We start from the raw sequence: 19406 nt of genomic DNA on the forward strand, positions 1-19406 counted from the left end.
TAGCTTTTGGCTTTCGGTTGCCAAAATGTTGACGTTGCCATTTTGTGACACAAAATAAGACGCGAACCGATGGCCCCTGTGCCTGTGGACCGTCGATTCCTTACGCGTAAACGTTTGAGCCGCCCGGTGGCTCTGTGTTTGCACAATGGCAACGTTAACATTTGGGCGACAAAAGCCGTTCGGGGAAGCAAAAATGTCGGTGAACGGTAGGTTTTGGGTGGTGAGCGTATGGTGGGGGAGGCGTTGGATATACTTGAAGGCGTTAAAAATGACTGCGCAAGGTGCCACCAATGGCATCGTTGACATAGAAAGATCGACCTATGGCCGCTGTTAAAAAATCGGTATCCGTCAAAGACGTAGCGCGCCTCGCGGGCGTCTCGGAGCAGACGGTCTCGCGCACCGTGCACGATTCGCCCAGCGTGCGCCCCGAGACCAAGGAACGCGTGCGTGCCGCCATGCGCGAGCTGGGGTATCGCCCCAATTTTGCCGGTCGATCGCTGCGCCGCGGTAAGTTTAAGACCGTCGGCGTCGCCATGTTCAACATTACCGGCACCGGCAATCTCGACCGTATGGAGGGCTTTGCCGCCGCGGCCGATAAGCACGGCTATGCCATCACCCTCACTAAAGTAGACGGGCATCCGTATACCCTCGAGAGCGCATCGTCGCGCATGAGCGCACTGCCAGTGGACGGTATCGTTGTGATCATGAATCGCATGCCGGCAGACTTTGGCACTTTTGAGCCGCTGCCCGGCATGCAGACGGTGCTCGTTACGATGTTGGAGCACCCGCTCTGTTCAACGGTCGATAACGACCAGTTCGATTGCTCGCGCCAGGTGGTCGAGTACTTGCTGGAGCGGGGGCACAAGACCGTGCACTTTATCTCGTGTCCCGAGCGCTCGCTTTCGGGCATGCGGCGCGAGGAAGGCTGGCGCGAGACATTGCGTGCGCATGGCATTGAGCCACCGCGACTTATCCGTGGCGATTGGACGGCGCAGAGCGGATATGCCGCAGGTCAGGCCCTGGCGGATGATCCGACCTGTACGGCCATTTATGCTTCCAACGACGCCATGGCCTACGGCTGCATTCGCGGGCTCGAGTCGCGCGGAAAGCGCGTGCCCGAGGACGTGAGTGTGGTGGGTGTTGATGACAGCCTGGGCGATATCGTGCCCGACCGTCGCCTGACCACGGTGCGCTTTGACAACAAGCGCGTCGGCATGTGGGCGGTCGACAAGATTGCCGGCGCCGAGGGCGTTGCGCCCGGTGTGGAGCACATGCTGTTTCCGGGCGTGCTCGTCGAGGGCGATACGGTGCGCGATGTACGCTAGGGCGCAGGTCTGTTTGGGTTGCCGCTAATTGTGTTCGATATTGTTCAGATTGGTTTAAAAACCGTTCACGGGCGAAAAGCGACCGTTCATAGCTCGAAATCACGTTTTGCGCTGTTCTTTTTTGTTTGAATGTTATTGTTTCTGTCATACACAACGCAGCGCGTATGCCCGGACGCGATGCTCTCCATTGGTTCATATGTGAAAGGAACGCAATATGGCAACCAAAGAAGAAATCTCGATGGTTGGATTCGAGATTGTCGCATACGCAGGTGACGCCCAGACCGATCTGCTTGCAGCGCTCGATGCTGCTCGCGAGGGTGACTTTGAGAAGGCCGAACAGCTGCACAAGGATGCCAGCGATGCACTTATCGGCGCCCACGACACGCAGACCAAGCTGCTTTCGCAGGAGGCCGGCGGTGGCGAGATGGAGATGACCTTCATCATGGCTCACGCTCAGGACACTCTCATGACCACTATGATCCTGGAGAAGCAGGCCCGCTTTACCATCGATGCCTACAAGCGCATCGCTGAGCTCGAGGCCAAGCTCGCCTAACGAGCCCTCACAACCAAGTTCCCTTCCAAAAGCCCTGCCGCTACCCGCGGCAGGGCTTTTTTCTGTCCTCCTCCCCGCAACTCATCCCGAGATGGTCATTGGGGACGTTCTTAAACGACTAGTCATTGGGGACAGTCTTGGTGCGCTCCGTTCGTCCTCCCGTTCGATTTTTGCTCGGTGGGTATACTTCCTTTCGCATTAAACGCCGGACTGAGGAGGTATCCAAATGCCGGATAACGGGTCAATACAAAAAAGAGGCGCGCACGAGATGGCTCATGGGCGTCCTGTCCAGATAACCGAGCACACGACGGTAACCGAGCTGCAGCCCAGCCTGTCCGATGTCGTGTGCGCAAACAAAAAGCTGCAGATTGGCTTTATCGTTGCGCTCGTGGTGCTGGCGCTGCTGTCGGGCTTTGTGGCTCGTCCGCATTTCGCCGATACCAAAACTTGGGACTCCACCATCGAGGTCATCGACCAAAAGAAAGGCAACGTTTTGGCGCTCACGACCTCGTGCGTGGCGCTGTCTGCGGGCATTACCGCGCTGCCGGGTGATACGGGAACGCCGGTTGCCGAGCAGCTCGCGCAGCTTTCAGGCAACCTTGGTATCGTGCTTACCGTGCTATACCTAGAGAAATATTTGCTCACGATTTTGTGGTCGGTTGGCCTGGGCATCTTAATCCCGTTTGCATTGGTGCTCTTTGCGGTGTCGCTCGGCATTCACGGGCGCTGGAGCACGAGCACTGTCCTGCGCCGTGTGGCGACACGCGTGCTGGTGGTTGCCGTGATCGGCATGGCGCTCGTGCCCGCGAGCGTATGGGTGTCGCAGAAGGTCGATGAAACGTATCGAGTGAGCATCGAGGCGGCCGAGCAAAAGGCGGCCGACGCTGCGAGTGCGGCAGATAGCGATAGCTCCAAAACAAGCAAGAAAAAGACCGAGTCCGCAGAGCCCAAGAACGTGCTTGAGCAGCTTGCCGACGGCGCCTCGGGTCTCGTCGCGTCGGTGACCAGCGGCGCCAAGCAGATGACCGACGAGATTGTGCAGCAGGTGACCGACCTAATCGAAGGCGTCATCGTGATGATCGTGACTTCGTGCGTGATTCCATTGCTGGTGCTCGCAGCGTTTCTGTGGCTGGGTCACGTATTGCTGGGGATTGATATTTCCGGCCCGGCGAACTATTTGACGGGCCGCTTTCTGAGTGCTCCGTCCAAGCACGCCAAAAAGGGTGGGCAGTTCGAGTAGCTAAAACAGCTGTATATACCGGGGCATACCGCCGAAGGGCGGCCGAGATGCGTTCTCGGCCGCCCTCTTTGTTTGTTGAACACATGGGCGCTACGTCCGCGCCGGGCCCAAACGGTCAGCAATCATCCGTGAACGGTATTTGTTCAAAAAAGAACAAAGATAAACAAATAGTTGTTGCAGTTGCTGTTCGAATGTGTTCAAATAAACATGAACAGTGAAGAACCGCACATTCAGATGCCCGGACCTGAACGCGATTCAACACTTCCAAACAGGAACTACGCACCTGCGTATCTCTCAAGGAGGATGTCATGAGGGTTGTAATCGCTTCCGATGCCGACGGTATGTCGATGAAGGAGTCCATCAAGGAGATGCTCATCGCCGACGGTCACGAGGTCGTCGACTATTCCGAGACCCCTGCCGCGGACTTTGTCGATTCCGCGACCGCCGTTGCCAAGGACCTGCTGGAGCACAAGGATTCCCAGGGCTTCGCATTCGATAAGTACGGCGTCGGCTCCTATATGGCCGCCGTCAAGATCAAGGGTATGGTCGTCGCCAACATTTCCGACGAGCGTTCCGCCTACATGACCCGCGAGCACAACGGCTCGCGCATGGTCACCATGGGCCCGGGCGTTGTGGGCACCGAGGTCGCCAAGAAGATCGCCCGCGAGTTCCTGCGCGCCCAGTATGCCGGCGGCCGTCACCAGATCCGTGTCGACATGCTCAACAAGATGGCCTAACGAGAGCCACCGAGAACTCGAACTTCTACCTCAACTTGTGAATTCAGACGAAAGGACGTTCTGATGAAGAAGACCATCGCAATCGGTTGCGACCATATCGTTACGGACGAGAAGATCTATCTGGCCGACCGCCTGGAGCAGGCTGGCTACAAGGTGCTCGACTGCGGCACCTATAGCCACACCCGTACGCACTATCCCATCTACGGTAAGGCCGTGGGCGAGGCTGTTGCCAGCGGCAAGGCCGACTTTGGCGTGGCCCTGTGCGGCACCGGCATCGGCATCACCAACGCCGTCAACAAGGTTCCCGGCGCCCGTTGCGCCCTGGTTCGCGACATGACCTCTGCCCTGTATGCCCGTCGCGAGCTCAACGCCAACATCGTGGGCTTTGGCGGCAAGATCACTGGCGAGTTCCTGATGGCCGACATCATGCTTGCCTTCCTGGAGGAGCCCTACGAGAAGACCCCCGAGCACGATGCCCTGATCGCCAAGATCGATGCCTGCAATAAGGCTGACGCCGAGGCTCAGGCTGACCCGCACTTCTTTGACGAGTTCCTCGAGAAGTGGGACCGCGGCGAGTACCACGACTAGCGGGTATCCGGCGTAATTAACTAGTCCGTTGACGGCTCGCGTTTCTGTGATGGGGCGCGGGCCGGTTTGCTATCAGCCCAATTGGCCCAGCGGGCTGGACGTGCATTGTTCTTTTGTTTGCGGCGCTGCCTCATTACCTTTCTGCTAAAGGCACGACGTTCACAATGGATCGTGCGAGATGATATGTGAAGGAGAAGATTCCCATGGAGTTTGTTCTTGATAACGGCTCTGTCCGCATTGCGTTGAGCACGGCTGGCGGATCGTTCACTTCTATTGCGGCCAACGGTCGCGAGTACCTGTGGCAGGGCGATCCGGCGGTCTGGTCGGGCCAGGCACCCATTTGCTTCCCGATCTGCGGCGGCCTTCGTGACGGTCACGCAATGACCATGGGCGGCCGCGAGGTAAAGCTCGCCCGCCACGGCTTTGCGCGCAAGCAGGAGTGGAAGCTCGAGGAACAGAGCGACAACATGGTTGCGCTGAGCCTAAGCTCTGCCGACCATGCCGAGTTGCTCGAGCAGTACCCGTATCCGTTTAAGATCGTTGCTCGTTACACGATCGATTCGGAAAAGGTGAACGTGTCCTACGAGGTGACCAATGAGGGCACCGAGGACATGCCATTCTTTGTGGGCGGTCACCCCGGCTTTAAGTGCCCGCTCGACGAGGGTGAGTCCTATGACGACTATGAGCTCCGTTTTGAGCAGCGCGAGGCCGACGAGCTGTGTACTGCCGTTCCCTCGACGGGCCTGATTGATGTTGAGCATCGCAGCAAGAACCCGATGGTCGGCCGCGACTTGCCGCTTACCCACGAACTCTTCGACTTCGCGGAGACCATCTTTGACGTGCTCGAGAGCCGCGTGGTTACGCTGACCAAGAAAACTGAGGACAAGGGCGTGCGCCTGACGTTCCCCGATATGCCGTACCTGATTGTGTGGAGCAAGCCCGAGGGCGACTTTGTGGCTGTTGAACCGTGGGGCGGCCTGTCCACCTGCTCCGACGAGGACGATATTCTGGAGCACAAGCGTGGCTGCCTGGTTGCCAAGCCGGGGGAGACCGTTACCCGCGGCTTTGAGATCGAGATCCTTTAACGAGTTATCGTATGTTTGGGGCCGCGCGTGTCGTGCCCCGGAAACAGGAGTTCAATATGATTCTGACCGTTACCATGAACCCGTCGATTGATACGCGCTATCAGCTCGACAAGCTGATCATCGACGATGTTAACCGTGTGACGCCCGAAAAGACCGCTGGCGGCAAGGGCCTCAACGTGAGCCGTGTGTTGCTGCAGTTGGGCGACGATGTGCTCGCGACCGGTCTGCTCGGCGGCCACATGGGTGCCTATATGGCCGAGCTTATGGATGCCGACGGCGTCAAGAACGACTTTGTGCCCATCGCCGGTGAGACGCGCATTTGCCTGAATATCCTGCACGAGGGCAATCAGACCGAGCTTTTGGAGAGCGGTCCGCAGATCGCCCCGGCCGAGCTCGAGGCCTTTACGGCCAAGTTCGCCGAGCTTGCAGCGAAGGCGGACGTTGTGACGCTTTCGGGCTCGCTGCCGCGTGGCGTCGATGCCGGCTACTATGCCGAGCTCGTCAAGATCGCCGAGGAGGCGGGCGCCAAGGTGCTGCTCGACACCTCGGGCGCATCGCTGGAGGCCGCGCTGGAGTCCGACGCTAAGCCTGAGCTCGTAAAGCCCAACCTGACCGAGATTAACGGCCTGCTGGGTACGTCCTTTACGACCGATGATGTCGATGCCCTGCGCGAGGCGCTTGCCGCCGATAGCCGCTTTGCCGGTATCCCCTGGGTTGTCGTATCGATGGGCGCTGCCGGTTCGGTGGGCTTCCATGAGGGCCGCGCGTTCCGCGCCAAGACGCCCGCGATTGCGGCTGTGAACGCGACGGGTTCCGGCGACTCGACCATCGCCGGCTTTGCACATGCCATTGCTGCTGGCGCCGACGACGTCACGGTGCTCAAGACCGCCAATACCTGCGGCAAGCTCAACGCCATGGATCCCAAGACCGGCCACCTGGTCATGGACCGCTGGGATGAGATCTACAACAGCGTTGAAGTAACGGAGCTGTAGAGTTACGCGGTTTTACCAAACCGCGTAACGACTCGACGCTGCGCGGGCCGCATTTGGACAATCTGACGTTCAACTTCAAGGGCGCGACCAGAAGGTCAGCGCCCTTTCGTTTCACGTCACCTTGCCTCAAATGCGGCCCGCTCGCTGCCGTTGCCAAGACATCGGCGTTGCCTTGCTTCGGGAATGCGGCAGATAGGGACGTTCCTTTTTTGCCGGCAGTTTGGGACACTCCTTACGGGACACCCCCTCCACAGCGCCTATGCCAGCTTGTCGATTTGCCCAATCTCCCAGAGCGGAATGTTGACGAGCGTGCCCTCTTCTCTATATGCCGCTAACGATGTTCTCACGCAACGCTCGAGCTTGAACTTCTCGCAGGCAATCCTCAGGCTCTTTGCTTTGAGATTCTCTGCCGCCTTTACCTCGAGCGGAAGCACGGTCCCCGCATGGTCGATGGCAAAGTCAGTCTCTGCATTGCCGGAGGAGGATGACCAATACGCGGGAGTTTTGCCTTGGAGCAAAAGCTCCTGTGCGACGTATTGCTCGGTCAGCGAGCCTTTGAACTCCGTAAAAACAGCGGGCCCGTTCAGAACAATGGCTGGCGTGAGGCCGGAGAGTGCTCCGAGGATGCCGGTGTCGATGTAGAACAGCTTGAAGCCCGAGAGATCCTCGTAGCTTGTGAGCGGTGCTCTTAGGGCGGAAACACGTGGTACCTTATGAACGATTCCATAGTCCATGAGCCACTGGAGGCTTTCCTCAAAATCGCGTGCGCGCGCCCCGGGACGAAGCGCGCCGTAGACGAACTTCTTGTTTTCCTTTGCGAGCTGGCCGGGAAGGGATTTCCAAACCAGCCTCATGCGCTCGACGATGCGGGCTGGCGCATGCTTGCCAAAATCGGATTCATAAGCTTCGATGATTTGCTGCTGAAGCCTGCGGGCTTCGATGAAATCGTGGGAGGCGGCGAAAGCGGAGACAACTTCTGGCATGCCGCCGACAACGAGGTATTCCTTGAGCAGGTGCTCGAGCTTTTCGGAAACGTTTGCCAGCAGGTCAATGTCTGCGGCAAGGATGGCATCTGCGAGCGGATCGCCATCGACGGCACGAATGAACTCGACAAACCCCATGGGGCGCATGGTGAGCTGGTCGATCTTGCCGACGGGGAACGACTCGTTTTCGCGTCGGAGCGCGAGCCCCATATAGGAGCCGGCTGCCACGATATGGTATTCCGGCGCCAGTTCGTTGAAGTATTTGAGCGAGGTGATGCCACGCGGTGCCTCTTGGATTTCGTCGAAGATGATGAGCGTGTCTGTCGGCGTTATGGTCTGGCCGCGCAGGAGCTCTATCTGGGAGATGATGCGTTTGGGGTCAAGGCTTCCGTCGAACAGCGAACGTGCGCCCGGTTCGAGCATAAAGTCAAAACGGATGACGTTTTGATACTGCTGGCCTGCGAATTCGTTGATAAGCCAGGTTTTTCCCGTCTGGCGGGCCCCTTTAAGCAGGAGGGGCTTGCGGTTTGCCCTAGATTTCCAAGCGATGAGTTCGTCCATTAGCTGTCGCTGCATACTGCCTCCTAACGATCATGGTTAGTATAAGACCGTTTTGGTCTTTCCATCGAAAAATGTGGGAGTAAACCACGTTTTTCCATCGAATAATGTGTGAGGCAATCACGTTTTTCCATCGAATAATGTGAGGGTTTAGGTAGGCATCTGGGGACGTTCTTTTTCTGCCGGCAGTTTGGGACACTCCTTGTTTTGGTGCAAATTAGTTACCCTTGCATCAGAAAACGGCGCCCGTCGGCGATGTTGCCGGCGGGCGCCGTTGTCGTGTGGGCGGTTATGTCGTGGCCGCTGATGAGGCTCGAACCCGTATGCTACAGCGAGTCGATAAAGCGCTGCTGGGCGGCGCGTCCTGCCTCGTCCCACTTAAAGACGCCGGCGTTGTCGAGTACGTGGCCAAACACCACGCCGACCTCTTCGTGCAGGATGTCGATGGCGTTGTCGGCTGTAAGCTCGTCGGCGCGGCGGGCAAAGACGTCCTTGGCCCATGCGGCGTGGCTGCGGCAAAGGTCGTCGCCCTCGAGCGCGCCAGCAAGGTCGTAGCTGGCATCGGCCTTGGCCGCCAGCAAGTGCTCGCGGACAGCGCCGAGCTCGGGAACCAAGCGCGGCGGCAAAATGGCCAGGCCCATGACCTCGATCAGGCCGATGTTCTCCTTCTTGATGTGGTGGTACTCGGCATGCGGGTGGAATACGCCCAGCGGATGCTCGTCGGTCGTGATGTTGCAGCGAAGCGCCAGGTAGGCCTCGTAGATTTCGCCGCCGGCATTGCCGCGGGAGTCGACGCGGCGAATGACGGGCGTCACGGTGTTGTGGGCCACGCCGTCGGCTGTGTGCGCGATGACGCCCACCGACTCATCGGTCCACTCGCGCCAGGCGAGGATAATCTTCTCGGCGGCGTCGAGCAGCTGGGCGCGGTCGTGCGAGCGCAGCCGCAGCACCGAAAGCGGCCACTGCAACACGGTACCGCTGACCTGGTCAAAGCCGGGCACGTTAAACTGCGAGACTTCGGTGGCATGCATCATGGGGAACTCGTGCGCGCCGCCCTGGAAGTGGTCGTGCGACAGAATCGAGCCGCCCACGATGGGCAGGTCGGCGTTGGAGCCAATAAAGTAGTGCGGGAACAGGTCCACAAAATCGAGCAGGCAGGTCAGCCCCTTGCGGTCGACGTGCATCGGGCGATGCTCGGAGCTCATGGCAATGCAGTGCTCGTTAAAGTACGCGTACGGGCTGTACTGGAAGCCCCAGCGCTCGCCGTTGAGCTGGATGGGGATAACGCGCAGATTCTGACGGGCGGGGTGGGCGCCGCCGTCGGCTGCAGCGGAGCGTCCAGGGTAGCCCTCGTTTTCGATGCAGAGTTGGCAGGCGGGATACTTCTCGCCCGTGTTTTTGGCAGCACCGGCTGCGGCAATATCGCGCGGGTCCTTCTCAGGCTTGGACAGGTTGATGGTGATCTCAAGATCGCCCCAGTTGGTGGGGGTGCTCCATTTGATGTTGCGCGCGATGGCGGCACGGCGCACGTAGCCGGCGTCGCAGCACAGGCCGTAGAACCAGTCGGTCGCGGCGCGGGGCTCGTTGACGCCCATACGTCCGTTGAACTCCTCGTTTACAACCGAAGGCCTCGGCATGAGCGCGCCCATGATGCGCATGGCGATGCGGTCGCGGCCCGACACCGTGTCCTCGGCGGCACCGTTGGCAACGGCAGCCTCGGCAAGCGCGGCAAGCGTGCCTTCAAGGTCATAGTTGGGCAGGGTATCGGGGTGCAAGAGCGAGAGTTTTTCGACCTGGAGCGCCCAAGCCATGTCGAGTGCGGGGCCCGTGGCGCCGATGCACTCCAAAATGGTGTTGTATGCCCAGATGCGATCGCCCTGGCCGATCATCGATCGGTGGATAGCGTACTCGATCAGGTTCTGCGCAGCCTCGCGCGCGTCGGTCATTACAGCCATGCCGCGTAAGCCCCCTTGTCAGAAATTGCGTAGTGGCGGGCAGAGCCCTCGCCCAGCCAGCCGTTCATCTTGGTAATGAAGGTGTCGACCAGGTCGAGCGGCACGAAGGCCTGGATGGTGCCACCAAAGCCGCCACCGTGGATACGGACGGCGCCGCGGCCGTCGAGCACGTGCTCGGCCAGCGCCAGGGCATACATGGAAGGCTGCTCGGAGCCCAGCTTGGCAACGACATTCTGCAGGTACATGGCAGAACTGGCGCCGGACTCGCGCGTCAGGACCAGGAACTGGTCGATGTCGCCGGCGTTCAGGGCCGCCCAGCGCTTGTCGACCAGGCCGTTCTCGTACCAGTAGTGAACGGCGCGCAGGCAGGCACGGTCGCCCAGTTTGGCACGCAGCTCGGGGAGCTTGGCGTCAAAATCGGCAACGCCGACCTCGCACAGGCGTGCCTTGCCAAACTCGGCGGCGACGTCTTGCATCTCGCGCGGAACGGCAGCGTAATCGTCGGTGGCGGCCACGTGGTCGGCACCGACCTTAACGAGCACGAGCGCATAACCGTGATCCTCAAAGTTGAGCTCGAGCTTCTGGGTTTTAGGCTGAGCCTGGTCCTCAAAGTCCATGTAGGCGAGGCCGCCCAGACACACAGCGGCTTGGTCCATCAGACCGCAGGGCTTGCCGTAATAGTTGTTCTCGGTGCGCTGGCTCATCTGGGCGAGCGCGACGGGCTCGATGGCGGGTGCGCCCCAGAGCGTCTCCATGGCGCGACCGTATGCCGCCTCGACAGCAGCGGAGCTGGAAAGGCCGCCGCCCGAGGGGACAGAGCAGGTGAAGGCGAAGTCGAAGCCCTGGGGCTCAACGCCCAGAGCAGCGATTTCGTGGGCCATGCCGCGGACGAGGCTCGCGGACGTGCCCTTCTCGGACTCCTGAACATCTAGCGTATCGAGCGCGATCTCAAACGTGGGGTAGCCCTCATCGGCAACGCGGACCTTGTTGGTGTCGGTCGCTACGGCGATGCCGTCGACAGCGACATCGAGCGAGCCGGCGATAACGTGGCCGCCCTCGTGATCGGTGTGGTTGCCACTGATTTCGGAACGGCCGGGCGCGTGCACGTAGAGCACCTGGCGGTCGCCGATGGGGCCAAACTCCTCCTCAAATAGCTTGGTGAGCGTGGCGAATGTCTTTTCGTCGGGAGTGGTCATGGGAGTCCTTTCCTTGGCGCGCACGGGTGAGTTTTGCGTCGTTATGAGTACGTTAACAACTTGAAGCGGCATGAACCGAGTGTTCACGATACCGCACGTTACGGGCTATGTTAACGTACTCATAACACAACGCTTGTCACTTTTTGAGAATCTGGTAATCGGTAGAAATACAGCCGTGAACGGTACTGCCGTATGGACTTATAAAGCAGAAGAGATGCAGATAGAAAAAGTAGAGTACGTTAACATGCGTCCGACGATAGCGGGCCTCGGCGCGGAGTGTATCTCTGCCCGGGCCGGCATTCACGCTATTCAGATCTCGCAAGGGTGAAGGTGATCCTGTGGCAAGGCGCCCGTCCAACGATACAGGTACGCGTCCGGTCTCCATGGCCGACGTCGCCCGCGCTGCCGGCGTTTCGCAGCAGACGGTTTCGCGCGTTGCCAACGGATTGCCCAACGTTAACGAGCAGACGCGCCAGCGCGTGCAGGCCGCTATGCAAGAGCTCGGCTTTCGTCCGAGTTATGCCGGTCGCTCGCTGCGTGACGGCCGTTACCATTCGGTCGGCCTGTGCGTCAACGATGTCACCAAGTTTGGCAACCTCTCAATGATTGACGGCATCGCCAGCGCTGCTCGCGAGCATAATTGCGCCATCACGCTGGTCGAGATGTCCAAGACCGAGGAGTTTTCGCTTGCCGAGGCCACGCGTCGTATGGCCGCATTGCCGGTGGACGGCATCATCATCGGCATGAGTCGCATGGCGCCCGATTTTGAGACGTTTGATCCGTTGCCGAGCATTGGCACGGTCATCGTTACCATGTACGCGCACCCGCGGGTGACCACGGTCGATTCCGACCATTACGGCTGCTCGCTATTGCTTATGGATCATCTGTTTGAGCTGGGCCACGAGCAAATTCGCTTTATCGGCGGTCCGTCCTTCTCGGTCGACGAACAGTTCCGCCGGGCTGGTTGGAGAGATTCTCTCGAGCGCAGGCATATCAAAATGGCCGAACCACTCGAAGGCGACTGGTCTGCCAACAGCGGCTACGAGGCCGGCAGGTACCTGGCCGAGCACGATCACACCATGACGGCGATCTATGCGGCAAACGATCAGATGGCAAATGGCGCGATTGCCGCGCTGCGTGATAGCGGCCTGCGCGTGCCCGAGGACGTGAGCGTGGTGGGCGTCGACGATTCGCTCGATGATTTTGTGGCACACAACGAGCTCACGACCGTGCGATTCGATCTACATCAGCGCGGACGCGAGGTGTTTGAGCATGCGGTTCCCGAGGCGGGTACGGCGGGCAAAACCGTTGCCATTCGTATTCCCGGCCAGCTCATCGTTCGGCATACCACGGCAGCTCCCCGCGCATAGTTTCCGCAGCTCATCGGCTCAATATTCCGCCTCAATAACAATCGATAAGGATGCTGACAGATAGCCGTGGCTATGAAGGCGAGTGCTATGATAGACGGGTTCTTTTGTCTATCTAGGAGGCTTTGCCTGATGGAGATCACCAAGGATATCCGCTACATTGGCGTCGACGATCACGACATTGACCTGTTCGAGGGCCAGTACGATGTGTCCGAGAACGGTATGGCATACAACAGCTACGTTATCTTGGGCGAAAAGATTGCTGTCGCCGATTCGGTTGACGCTGACTTTGTCGACGAGTGGCTCGGCAACCTCGAGGCCGTGCTCGATGGCCGTACGCCCGACTACCTGGTCGTCCATCACATGGAGCCCGATCACTCCGCCGGTATCGCTGCCTTTATGGAGCGCTATCCCCAGGCACAGATTGTGGCCAGCATGGGTGCCTTCCGCATGATGGTCAACTACTTTGGCACCGACTACCCCGAGCGCAAGATGGTCGTCAAAGAGGGCGACGTGCTCGACCTGGGCGGCCACAGCCTGACCTTTATCGGCGCCCCCAACGTTCACTGGCCCGAGGTGATCTTCTCCTACGAGTCCACCGACAAGGTGCTCTTTAGTGCCGACGGCTTTGGCAAGTTTGGCGCCAACGACATCGAGGATCCCGAGGGGTGGGCTTGCGAGGCTCGCCGCTACTACTTTGGCATCGTCGGTAAGTTCGGCAAGTTCGTGCAGGCCGTGCTCAAGAAGGCCGCCGACCTGGACATTCAGATTATCTGCCCGCTCCACGGCCCCGTGCTGACCGAGAACCTGGGCTACTACCTCGACACCTATAACACCTGGTCGAGCTATCAGCCCGAAGACGAGGGCATCACGATCGCCTATGCGAGCGTGTATGGCCATCTGAAGGCTGCCGTCGAGGAGCTCGCATCTGCGCTCGAGGCTCGCGGCCAGAAGGTCTCCGTCTTTGATCTGGCTCGCGACGACATGGCCGAGGCCGTTGAGGATGCGTTCCGCTACGACCGTCTGGTGCTCGCCTCCATTACCTATCAGGGCGAGATCTTCCCGTGCATGAGCACCTTTATCCACACGCTCGCCGAGCATGCCTACCAGAACCGTACCGTGGCGCTTGTCGAGTCCGGTTCCTGGGCGCCCGCTGCCGCCAAGGTTATGACCAAGGAGCTCGAGGATATGAAGGACATCACCCTGACGCAGAACAAGGTGACTGTGCTGGGCTCGCTCAACGACGCCTCGCGCGCTCAGATCGAGGCCCTCGCCGACGAGCTTGCCAAGTAGCGACACATTCACTTTTGACGCTCAACCATCACAACCACCACAAAGGGGACAGGCACCTTTGTGGTGGTTTTTGTTTAAGCGCCGGCGATGAGGAGATTTGGGCGGGCGTTGTCGACGATCTCGGCGATTGAGGTGGCGACGGCATTATCGGGGTCGCTGTCCATCACGATGGAGTCGACGTCGGCGAGTTCGGCAAAGCGGTACATGCCGCGTCCGTTAACCTTGCTGGCGTCCATGAGGGCGACGCTTTGACGGGCGGCACCGACCATAGCCGCTTTGGTCTCGGCCATCTGGGGAAAGTCGGTCGTAAAGCCGCAGCTGGGGACAAAGGCGCCGGGGCACATGACGGCCAGATCGGCATGGACCATTTGGAGCGCCTGCATAGTGAGCGGTCCGTACAAATAACGATGGCCTTTGCGCAGCGCCCCGCCCAGCATGACGACATCGACTGAGGGCATGCTCTCGTCGATGTAATCGGCAATGGTAATGTCGGCCGTGATGACGGTGATACCGTCGCGCTGATCGAGGAGCCGGACGAACTCGAGCGCCGTGGTGCCCGAGTCGACGAGCAGCGTGTCGCCGTCATTGACGAGCTCGATGGCGCTTTGCGCGATGGCCTGCTTGGCGGCGACGTTGACATTGATGCGGCGATCCTGCGTGGAAACGGTTAGGCGTTTGTGGAGCGATACGGCACCACCATGTGTGCGGCGCAGCTTGCCTGCTTCGGCGAGCGCGTCCAGGTCGGCGCGGGCGGTGACGGAGGACACGCCAAAGGTCTGGGCGATTTCTGCTACCTGCACCGAGGCATTATGGTCGAGCATCTCCATGATGGCGGAACGACGCTCGTCGGCAAAGGCACGGTTGGTGGCTTGGGCCATGCTTGCTCCATTCTCGGCTAAATTTGCAGGAATTGTGTTGACTCTATTTTCGTTCATTTTCTTTTTGAGTAAGAAAACACCTTTCGATTACTTATCTTTTCTATAAAAGAAAGACGCTGAACGCCCAAAATTCAATATCGAACATGTTCACTCGGCTCAAATTTCTTCCGTTTGCTTTTCAAAAATGACTGTATTGACCTGCATGGGCTCAATATCTCGCACGTGCAAAGCTGCTGAATTTCATACAATGAGCGCAGCAAAACGCAAGGTAAAACGCCTTGTGAACAACTACGCCCGATGTCCAGATGCGGGCGAGGGAGAGGAGCAAACGCTCATGGCACTTGTTACCACCGAAAAGATGCTTAAGGACGCTCAGGCCGGCCACTACGCCGTCGGCGCGTTCAACGTCGAGAACCTCGAGTTTGTTATGGCCGTTCTGGCTGCTGCCGAGGAGACCAAGTCCCCCGTCATCATGCAGACCACCCCGGGCACCATCAAGACCGCTGGTCTGGACTACTTCTACGGCATGGTCAAGGCTGCCGCCGAGCGCGCTTCTGTGCCCGTCGCTCTGCACCTCGATCACGGCGATGGCTATGACCGCTGCATGCAGGCTTTCCGCACTGGCTACACCTCTGTCATGATCGACGGTTCGCACGAGTCCTTCGAGGACAACATTGCCTTGACCAAGTCCGTCGCCGATGCTGGCCGCGCCATGGGCGTGCCCGTCGAGGCCGAGCTCGGTAAGGTTGGCGGCAAGGAGGACGACGGTCCCGCGGTTGAGGGCGAGAGCCCCTACACCGATCCTGCCGAGGCCAAGGAGTTCGTCGAGCGCACCGGCTGCACCTCGCTGGCCATTGGCGTTGGCACCAGCCACGGCGTGTACACGAGCGATCCGCACATCGAGCAGTCCGTGGTCAAGGCCATCCGCGACGCCGTCGACGTGCCGCTGGTTCTGCACGGCACCTCCGGTGTGCCCGATGAGCAGGTTGCCGAGGCTGTGAAGAACGGCATCTGCAAGGTTAACTACGCCACCGAGCTGCGTCAGGCCTACACCAAGGGCTTCATGGCCTATATGGCCGAGAATCCCGCCTGCTTCGACCCCAAGAAGCCGGCTAAGGAGGGTATGCGTGAGATCACCGAGCTGGTTAAGATCCGCATGACCAACCTCAACTCTGTGGGCAAAGCAGAGTAACAGCAAGGGTACTCCGACTCGCTACATATCCCGGGGAGGGACGAGGGCTTAGTTCCCCAATCGTCCTCGGGCATGCAAAAAGCCTCGCTGCGCACTTCGTGCGGCGAGGCTTTTTGCCCCCTGCGGAAAGATTGGGGAGCTAAGCCCTCGTCCCTCCCAGGTTGACCTACTCGAGGTCGTCGCCGTTGTGGCGTTAGGTCTGAAAATAATAAGAAGCCTTCGCGCTGCGGAATGATTTTGGAAACTAAGTACGGGGACCCGCCCAAGCCGTCCTGCTCAATCGCCCTTGTGGCGTTGGGGCTGAAGGGGTGGGATGCGGGGGTTACTTGGTTGTTAGGGTTAGTAGGTCGTTGGGGGTTTTGAGGTTGTAGGTGGCATTTGGGATATCTTGGTGTGATCCCCATGCTGCTTTGGCAAAACTGACCCCTGCTGAAGTTGCGCATTGTTCGTCGTAGACGGTGTCGCCAACGTAGACGACGTTGCCAGGATTCGCGCCCGTACGCCGGAGATATTCGAGCATGGGAGCGGGTGCGGGTTGATGTTCGGTTGTGTCTTCGACAAGGATGATGTGCTCAAAATACTTATCGAAGCCAAGGGGTGCAATTTCGTCTGTGTATTCGTCGCGCGCACGTGAGGAGACGATGCCAAGTTTGCAGCCGTTGTTGGCGAGTGTTGCGATGACTTCAAGCAAACCTGGAAACACGCTGATGGTGTTTTTAAAGCTGGCGGCAACTTGGCACCAGCGATTCAACGTTGCCTGCGAGTAGATTCCAAGTTTCTCAAGGGCATCCTTGCCGGGTATGCCGAGGGCAAATTCAAGCTCGTGTCGGGGGAGCGTTTTGCCGGTCTCTTCTTGGACAATCTGGACAAGCGATGATAGAACGCTTTCTTCTGTATCTGCCAATGTCCCATCAACGTCAAATACGATATGGTCAAAGTGCTTCATATGGTTGCTCCTCTCTGTTGTTTGCCTGCAAGTTTGATGCGGTGACAGAAGAAGGGCTAGCGGGATTTCTGCCTGGTGCTATCGAGATTCTGCCTCGCTGCTCGATAGCTCGAAGGAGTGCACCCCATTTGTTCTTTAAATACCTGGCCAAGATGGCTTGCTGTCGCAAAGCCGCATTGGCGCGCGACTGTCTGGACCGTTCGCGTGGTGTGTGCCAAAAGTTCGCAAGCACGGTTTACGCGGTATGCGCGCAGATATGCCGCCGGGGTCGTTCCTGCGCAAGCTTCGATAATGCGGTAACACTCTCTTTCGCTTACGCCGGCTGCAGATGCCATCTGGGGCACATCTATAGCGGCTGCATAGTTTGCGCGGATATAGTCCAGGATTGCCTTGAACTGTACGTCGCGGTTGGTCATCCAAGAGGCGTTGTCGGAGGAAAAGAGCGGTTCGGCCTTGGCGTAAATCTGAATCCAGAGCTCTGACAAGCTATTCCGAAGCGCCATCTCGTTCTGCGGCCGTTGAAGGTCGTGGTTAAAGGAACTCTTCAGCAAATCGATAAAGGGCATATCGTCGGGGTTGGTGGGCGACCATTTGAGCACATCGACGCCTCGACATTGCAGCAAAGGATTGATATAGCGCTTTTGAAGGCGTCCCGCGGGATCGCCGAGCATCGACGGCTGAAAGATATGCAACATTTGAATGGCTGGTGCCGAATTGGGTGATTGCAGCGTGCTGTGCAAAACGCCGCCGTTGATAAAGCCGGCGGACCCTTCCTCAAAGCGCACGTGTTCATGAGCTGCGCGCGTTCGATAGTCAATCGCTCCCTGCTCCATGTAGAAAAGCTCGACTTCGGAATGCCAGTGCCAGGGGACGGAATTGCCCGGATAGCGAGCGAATTCTGCGCGTTCGGCAATATAGGGCCAGTCTTCGGCGGTCTCGGGAAACGCTTCCTCGCGTCCTCCGCGGTGCAATTCTATGTGATCCATGTTTCGCATGGCATCAGTATAAAGCGCAATGGGCTTAGATTGCTCTTGCCTGTTCGGGGAACGCCTTGTCTAGGGATGCTTGGAGCTTTTCGAAGGATGCTCGTAAGTTGAGGCTCTGATCGGCTGAGCGCTTGGTTTTTGTGGTGGGGGAGTCGAGGAGACCGTTTCTCTGTGTCGGGGGGAAGGAGAAAAGGTTTGCATATTTTAGGGATGGCTGCTGTGCTGCGTCATTGGAAGAATGCATGCTTATGCGGCCTCCTCGATGTCCACCAATAGATTGCGCTCGGGGTATGCTGCTAGGTCCCGTGCGTTGGCAGTATTATGCCGCGGCTGCTGCAAAGAAGCGCTAAAGAAAGGCTTAATCTGGTTTGGTGTTACGATGAAACTGCAGGTCAGAGGTATCGAGTAACATTCTTGAAAGGTTTTGAGCTTAAGGGCTTTCTAAGGTTTGTGGCGCGGATGTGGCTCGCCTGTGTGGGGCGTGTGGACGGCTCGTTCCTAGCGCTGCGGTTCTGCGGCGCGCACCTGCTCGATGACCTTTTCCATTGTGGCGTCGATGCGGTCTTTTTTGAGCTCGCATTCCCAGATGGTTATGGGTGTCCAGCCCATTTGAGTGAGTGCTGCCACGGCAGCGCGGTCGCGCTCGACGTTGCGACGGAACTTTGCCTCCCAAAACTCAACGTTGCGCTTGGGCTGGCTCGGATTGCACTTGGGGCAGCGGTGCCAAAAGCAGCCGTTGACGAAGATGGCGATCTTGCGCCCGGGAAAGGCGATGTCGGGTTTTCCAGGCACCTTCCATTCCAAACGATAACCCGTAAGGCCCGCGGCGCGCAGGCGCTGGCGAACGAGCAACTCGGGCTTGGTGTTGGCGCGCTTGTTGCCCTTCATGGACTTTTTGATGGCGGCGCGACGGCGGACCAGTTCGCGCTCGTCAGCGGAGAGGTCCGAGGTATCGATGCCGTCGAGTAGGCCGGGCTTGGGACGCTTCTTGCTGCGGCGCTTAGGTGCGCGCTTGGGCTTGGTGGCGGGTTTGTCGGCTGTGTTGGGCGTGGCGTCATCGGCGGAGCTTGCCTCGAGCCGGTCTTCCTTCAGCTCAATCAGGGCATCAATGAGCCCCTTGTCGGCGGGCATCCATTCTACCGTGGCAAGCGAGGTGCGCGGAATCCAGCGGATATCGAGCTGGCGGTCGTGCTTCTGGGGTTCATCGGATTCATCGGCGAGTGAGCAGTAGTAGCACTCCATGGAGAGATGAAGGTCGGGGTAGTCGTACTCAACGGTATAGAAATCGCGCAGGTTGGTGACTTTTACCTGCAGCTCTTCCATGAGTTCGCGGCGCACGGCGTCTTCGGGTGTCTCGCCGCGCATGAGCTTGCCGCCGGGAAACTCCCAAAGTCCCTGCATGTCGCCGTAGCCGCGCTGCACGGCAAGCAGCTCGTCAGATCCTTCCTTGCGAATGATCCCAGCGGCAACATGAATAGTCTTCAACAGGAGTCCTCTCTCAACATCAACACGCGGCAGGGTAGCTATCCGTA

Annotated in this window: 17 protein-coding genes; 10 read left to right on the forward strand and 7 right to left on the reverse strand. The window is 58.9% G+C overall.

All coding sequences use genetic code 11. The features are described 5' to 3' along the window. Nucleotides 1-320: 320 nt before the first annotated feature. The 7 genes from ACKUTP_RS03615 (at nucleotide 321) to ACKUTP_RS03645 (ending at nucleotide 6520) form a co-directional block, all read left to right on the forward strand. On the forward strand, nucleotides 321-1325 hold the full coding sequence (locus ACKUTP_RS03615; RefSeq protein ID WP_409063564.1) for a LacI family DNA-binding transcriptional regulator: 1005 nt from the start codon (nucleotides 321-323) through the stop codon (nucleotides 1323-1325). Nucleotides 1326-1539: 214 nt separating this feature from the next. After that, nucleotides 1540-1878 (forward strand): PTS lactose/cellobiose transporter subunit IIA, encoded by a 339-nt coding sequence (locus ACKUTP_RS03620; protein WP_055252615.1) that lies wholly within the window; start codon nucleotides 1540-1542, stop codon nucleotides 1876-1878. Between the two features lie 268 nt (nucleotides 1879-2146). Beyond that, nucleotides 2147-3118 carry a hypothetical protein gene (locus ACKUTP_RS03625; protein WP_409063565.1) on the forward strand — a complete coding sequence of 324 codons (972 nt, stop codon included), beginning with the start codon at nucleotides 2147-2149 and terminating at the stop codon, nucleotides 3116-3118. 308 nt (nucleotides 3119-3426) lie between these two features. Next, nucleotides 3427-3855 (forward strand): galactose-6-phosphate isomerase subunit LacA, encoded by a 429-nt coding sequence (gene lacA, locus ACKUTP_RS03630; protein ID WP_006234830.1) that lies wholly within the window; start codon nucleotides 3427-3429, stop codon nucleotides 3853-3855. Nucleotides 3856-3918: 63 nt separating this feature from the next. Continuing rightward, nucleotides 3919-4443: a galactose-6-phosphate isomerase subunit LacB gene (lacB, locus tag ACKUTP_RS03635; protein WP_006234831.1), complete on the forward strand. Its 525-nt coding sequence runs from the start codon at nucleotides 3919-3921 to the stop codon at nucleotides 4441-4443. 203 nt (nucleotides 4444-4646) lie between these two features. Continuing rightward, nucleotides 4647-5528: an aldose 1-epimerase family protein gene (locus tag ACKUTP_RS03640; RefSeq protein ID WP_409063566.1), complete on the forward strand. Its 882-nt coding sequence runs from the start codon at nucleotides 4647-4649 to the stop codon at nucleotides 5526-5528. 56 nt (nucleotides 5529-5584) lie between these two features. Further along, the gene (locus ACKUTP_RS03645; RefSeq protein WP_409063567.1) at nucleotides 5585-6520 is read left to right on the forward strand and encodes a hexose kinase; all 936 of its coding nucleotides are present in this window, start codon (nucleotides 5585-5587) and stop codon (nucleotides 6518-6520) included. A 257-nt stretch (nucleotides 6521-6777) separates the two neighbouring features. On the opposite strand, the gene ACKUTP_RS03650 is transcribed toward ACKUTP_RS03645, so the two are convergent. From ACKUTP_RS03650 to ACKUTP_RS03660, 3 genes are all read right to left on the reverse strand, one after another. Then, nucleotides 6778-8064 carry an ATP-binding protein gene (locus ACKUTP_RS03650; RefSeq protein ID WP_409063568.1) on the reverse strand — a complete coding sequence of 429 codons (1287 nt, stop codon included), beginning with the start codon at nucleotides 8062-8064 and terminating at the stop codon, nucleotides 6778-6780. A 323-nt stretch (nucleotides 8065-8387) separates the two neighbouring features. After that, entirely contained in the window at nucleotides 8388-10016 is a 1629-nt protein-coding gene (locus ACKUTP_RS03655) for a UDP-glucose--hexose-1-phosphate uridylyltransferase (RefSeq protein WP_409063569.1), read from the reverse strand. Continuing rightward, the gene (locus tag ACKUTP_RS03660; RefSeq protein WP_409063570.1) at nucleotides 10007-11212 is read right to left on the reverse strand and encodes a galactokinase; all 1206 of its coding nucleotides are present in this window, start codon (nucleotides 11210-11212) and stop codon (nucleotides 10007-10009) included. Before ACKUTP_RS03660 ends, ACKUTP_RS03655 begins: the two co-directional genes overlap by 10 nt. Before the next feature lie 383 nt (nucleotides 11213-11595). On the opposite strand from ACKUTP_RS03660, the gene ACKUTP_RS03665 reads away from it, so the two are divergent. Continuing rightward, nucleotides 11596-12582, forward strand: coding sequence for a LacI family DNA-binding transcriptional regulator (locus ACKUTP_RS03665; RefSeq protein ID WP_409063875.1), 987 nt, complete (start codon nucleotides 11596-11598; stop codon nucleotides 12580-12582). 129 nt (nucleotides 12583-12711) lie between these two features. Beyond that, nucleotides 12712-13872 carry an FprA family A-type flavoprotein gene (locus tag ACKUTP_RS03670; RefSeq protein ID WP_409063571.1) on the forward strand — a complete coding sequence of 387 codons (1161 nt, stop codon included), beginning with the start codon at nucleotides 12712-12714 and terminating at the stop codon, nucleotides 13870-13872. Between the two features lie 74 nt (nucleotides 13873-13946). Here ACKUTP_RS03670 and ACKUTP_RS03675 read toward each other — a convergent pair whose 3' ends face one another. Then, entirely contained in the window at nucleotides 13947-14750 is an 804-nt protein-coding gene (locus ACKUTP_RS03675; protein WP_409063572.1) for a DeoR/GlpR family DNA-binding transcription regulator, read from the reverse strand. A 334-nt stretch (nucleotides 14751-15084) separates the two neighbouring features. Between ACKUTP_RS03675 and ACKUTP_RS03680 the strand changes: the two genes are divergently transcribed. Further along, nucleotides 15085-15942: a class II fructose-bisphosphate aldolase gene (locus ACKUTP_RS03680; RefSeq protein WP_022095149.1), complete on the forward strand. Its 858-nt coding sequence runs from the start codon at nucleotides 15085-15087 to the stop codon at nucleotides 15940-15942. A gap of 322 nt (nucleotides 15943-16264) precedes the next feature. Here the strand turns inward: ACKUTP_RS03680 and ACKUTP_RS03685 are convergent, their stop codons facing one another. The 3 genes from ACKUTP_RS03685 to vsr form a co-directional block, all read right to left on the reverse strand. Continuing rightward, the gene (locus ACKUTP_RS03685) at nucleotides 16265-16888 is read right to left on the reverse strand and encodes an HAD family hydrolase (RefSeq protein ID WP_409063573.1); all 624 of its coding nucleotides are present in this window, start codon (nucleotides 16886-16888) and stop codon (nucleotides 16265-16267) included. A gap of 56 nt (nucleotides 16889-16944) precedes the next feature. Then, a complete protein-coding gene (locus tag ACKUTP_RS03690) occupies nucleotides 16945-17883 on the reverse strand; it encodes an AraC family transcriptional regulator (protein WP_118256595.1) in 939 nt (312 codons plus the stop codon). Between the two features lie 489 nt (nucleotides 17884-18372). After that, a complete protein-coding gene (gene vsr / locus ACKUTP_RS03695) occupies nucleotides 18373-19359 on the reverse strand; it encodes a DNA mismatch endonuclease Vsr (RefSeq protein WP_409063574.1) in 987 nt (328 codons plus the stop codon). Nucleotides 19360-19406 lie beyond the last annotated feature (47 nt).

This window comes from Collinsella sp. wc0529, from assembly GCF_046116875.1.
GTDB lineage: Bacteria > Actinomycetota > Coriobacteriia > Coriobacteriales > Coriobacteriaceae > Collinsella.

Bases quoted from the DNA above. Each gene is read 5' to 3' on its own strand.
- ACKUTP_RS03680 (WP_022095149.1), top strand. From the start codon at position 15,085: ATGGCACTTGTTACCACCGAAAAGATGCTTAAGGACGCTCAGGCCGGC.
- ACKUTP_RS03670 (WP_409063571.1), top strand. From the start codon at position 12,712: ATGGAGATCACCAAGGATATCCGCTACATTGGCGTCGACGATCACGAC.
- lacA (WP_006234830.1), top strand. From the start codon at position 3,427: ATGAGGGTTGTAATCGCTTCCGATGCCGACGGTATGTCGATGAAGGAG.
- ACKUTP_RS03650 (WP_409063568.1), bottom strand. From the start codon at position 8,064: ATGGACGAACTCATCGCTTGGAAATCTAGGGCAAACCGCAAGCCCCTC.
- ACKUTP_RS03675 (WP_409063572.1), bottom strand. From the start codon at position 14,750: ATGGCCCAAGCCACCAACCGTGCCTTTGCCGACGAGCGTCGTTCCGCC.
- ACKUTP_RS03685 (WP_409063573.1), bottom strand. From the start codon at position 16,888: ATGAAGCACTTTGACCATATCGTATTTGACGTTGATGGGACATTGGCA.
- lacB (WP_006234831.1), top strand. From the start codon at position 3,919: ATGAAGAAGACCATCGCAATCGGTTGCGACCATATCGTTACGGACGAG.
- ACKUTP_RS03625 (WP_409063565.1), top strand. From the start codon at position 2,147: ATGGCTCATGGGCGTCCTGTCCAGATAACCGAGCACACGACGGTAACC.
- ACKUTP_RS03690 (WP_118256595.1), bottom strand. From the start codon at position 17,883: ATGCGAAACATGGATCACATAGAATTGCACCGCGGAGGACGCGAGGAA.
- ACKUTP_RS03655 (WP_409063569.1), bottom strand. From the start codon at position 10,016: ATGGCTGTAATGACCGACGCGCGCGAGGCTGCGCAGAACCTGATCGAG.
- ACKUTP_RS03665 (WP_409063875.1), top strand. From the start codon at position 11,596: ATGGCCGACGTCGCCCGCGCTGCCGGCGTTTCGCAGCAGACGGTTTCG.
- ACKUTP_RS03615 (WP_409063564.1), top strand. From the start codon at position 321: ATGGCCGCTGTTAAAAAATCGGTATCCGTCAAAGACGTAGCGCGCCTC.
- ACKUTP_RS03660 (WP_409063570.1), bottom strand. From the start codon at position 11,212: ATGACCACTCCCGACGAAAAGACATTCGCCACGCTCACCAAGCTATTT.
- ACKUTP_RS03640 (WP_409063566.1), top strand. From the start codon at position 4,647: ATGGAGTTTGTTCTTGATAACGGCTCTGTCCGCATTGCGTTGAGCACG.
- ACKUTP_RS03620 (WP_055252615.1), top strand. From the start codon at position 1,540: ATGGCAACCAAAGAAGAAATCTCGATGGTTGGATTCGAGATTGTCGCA.
- ACKUTP_RS03645 (WP_409063567.1), top strand. From the start codon at position 5,585: ATGATTCTGACCGTTACCATGAACCCGTCGATTGATACGCGCTATCAG.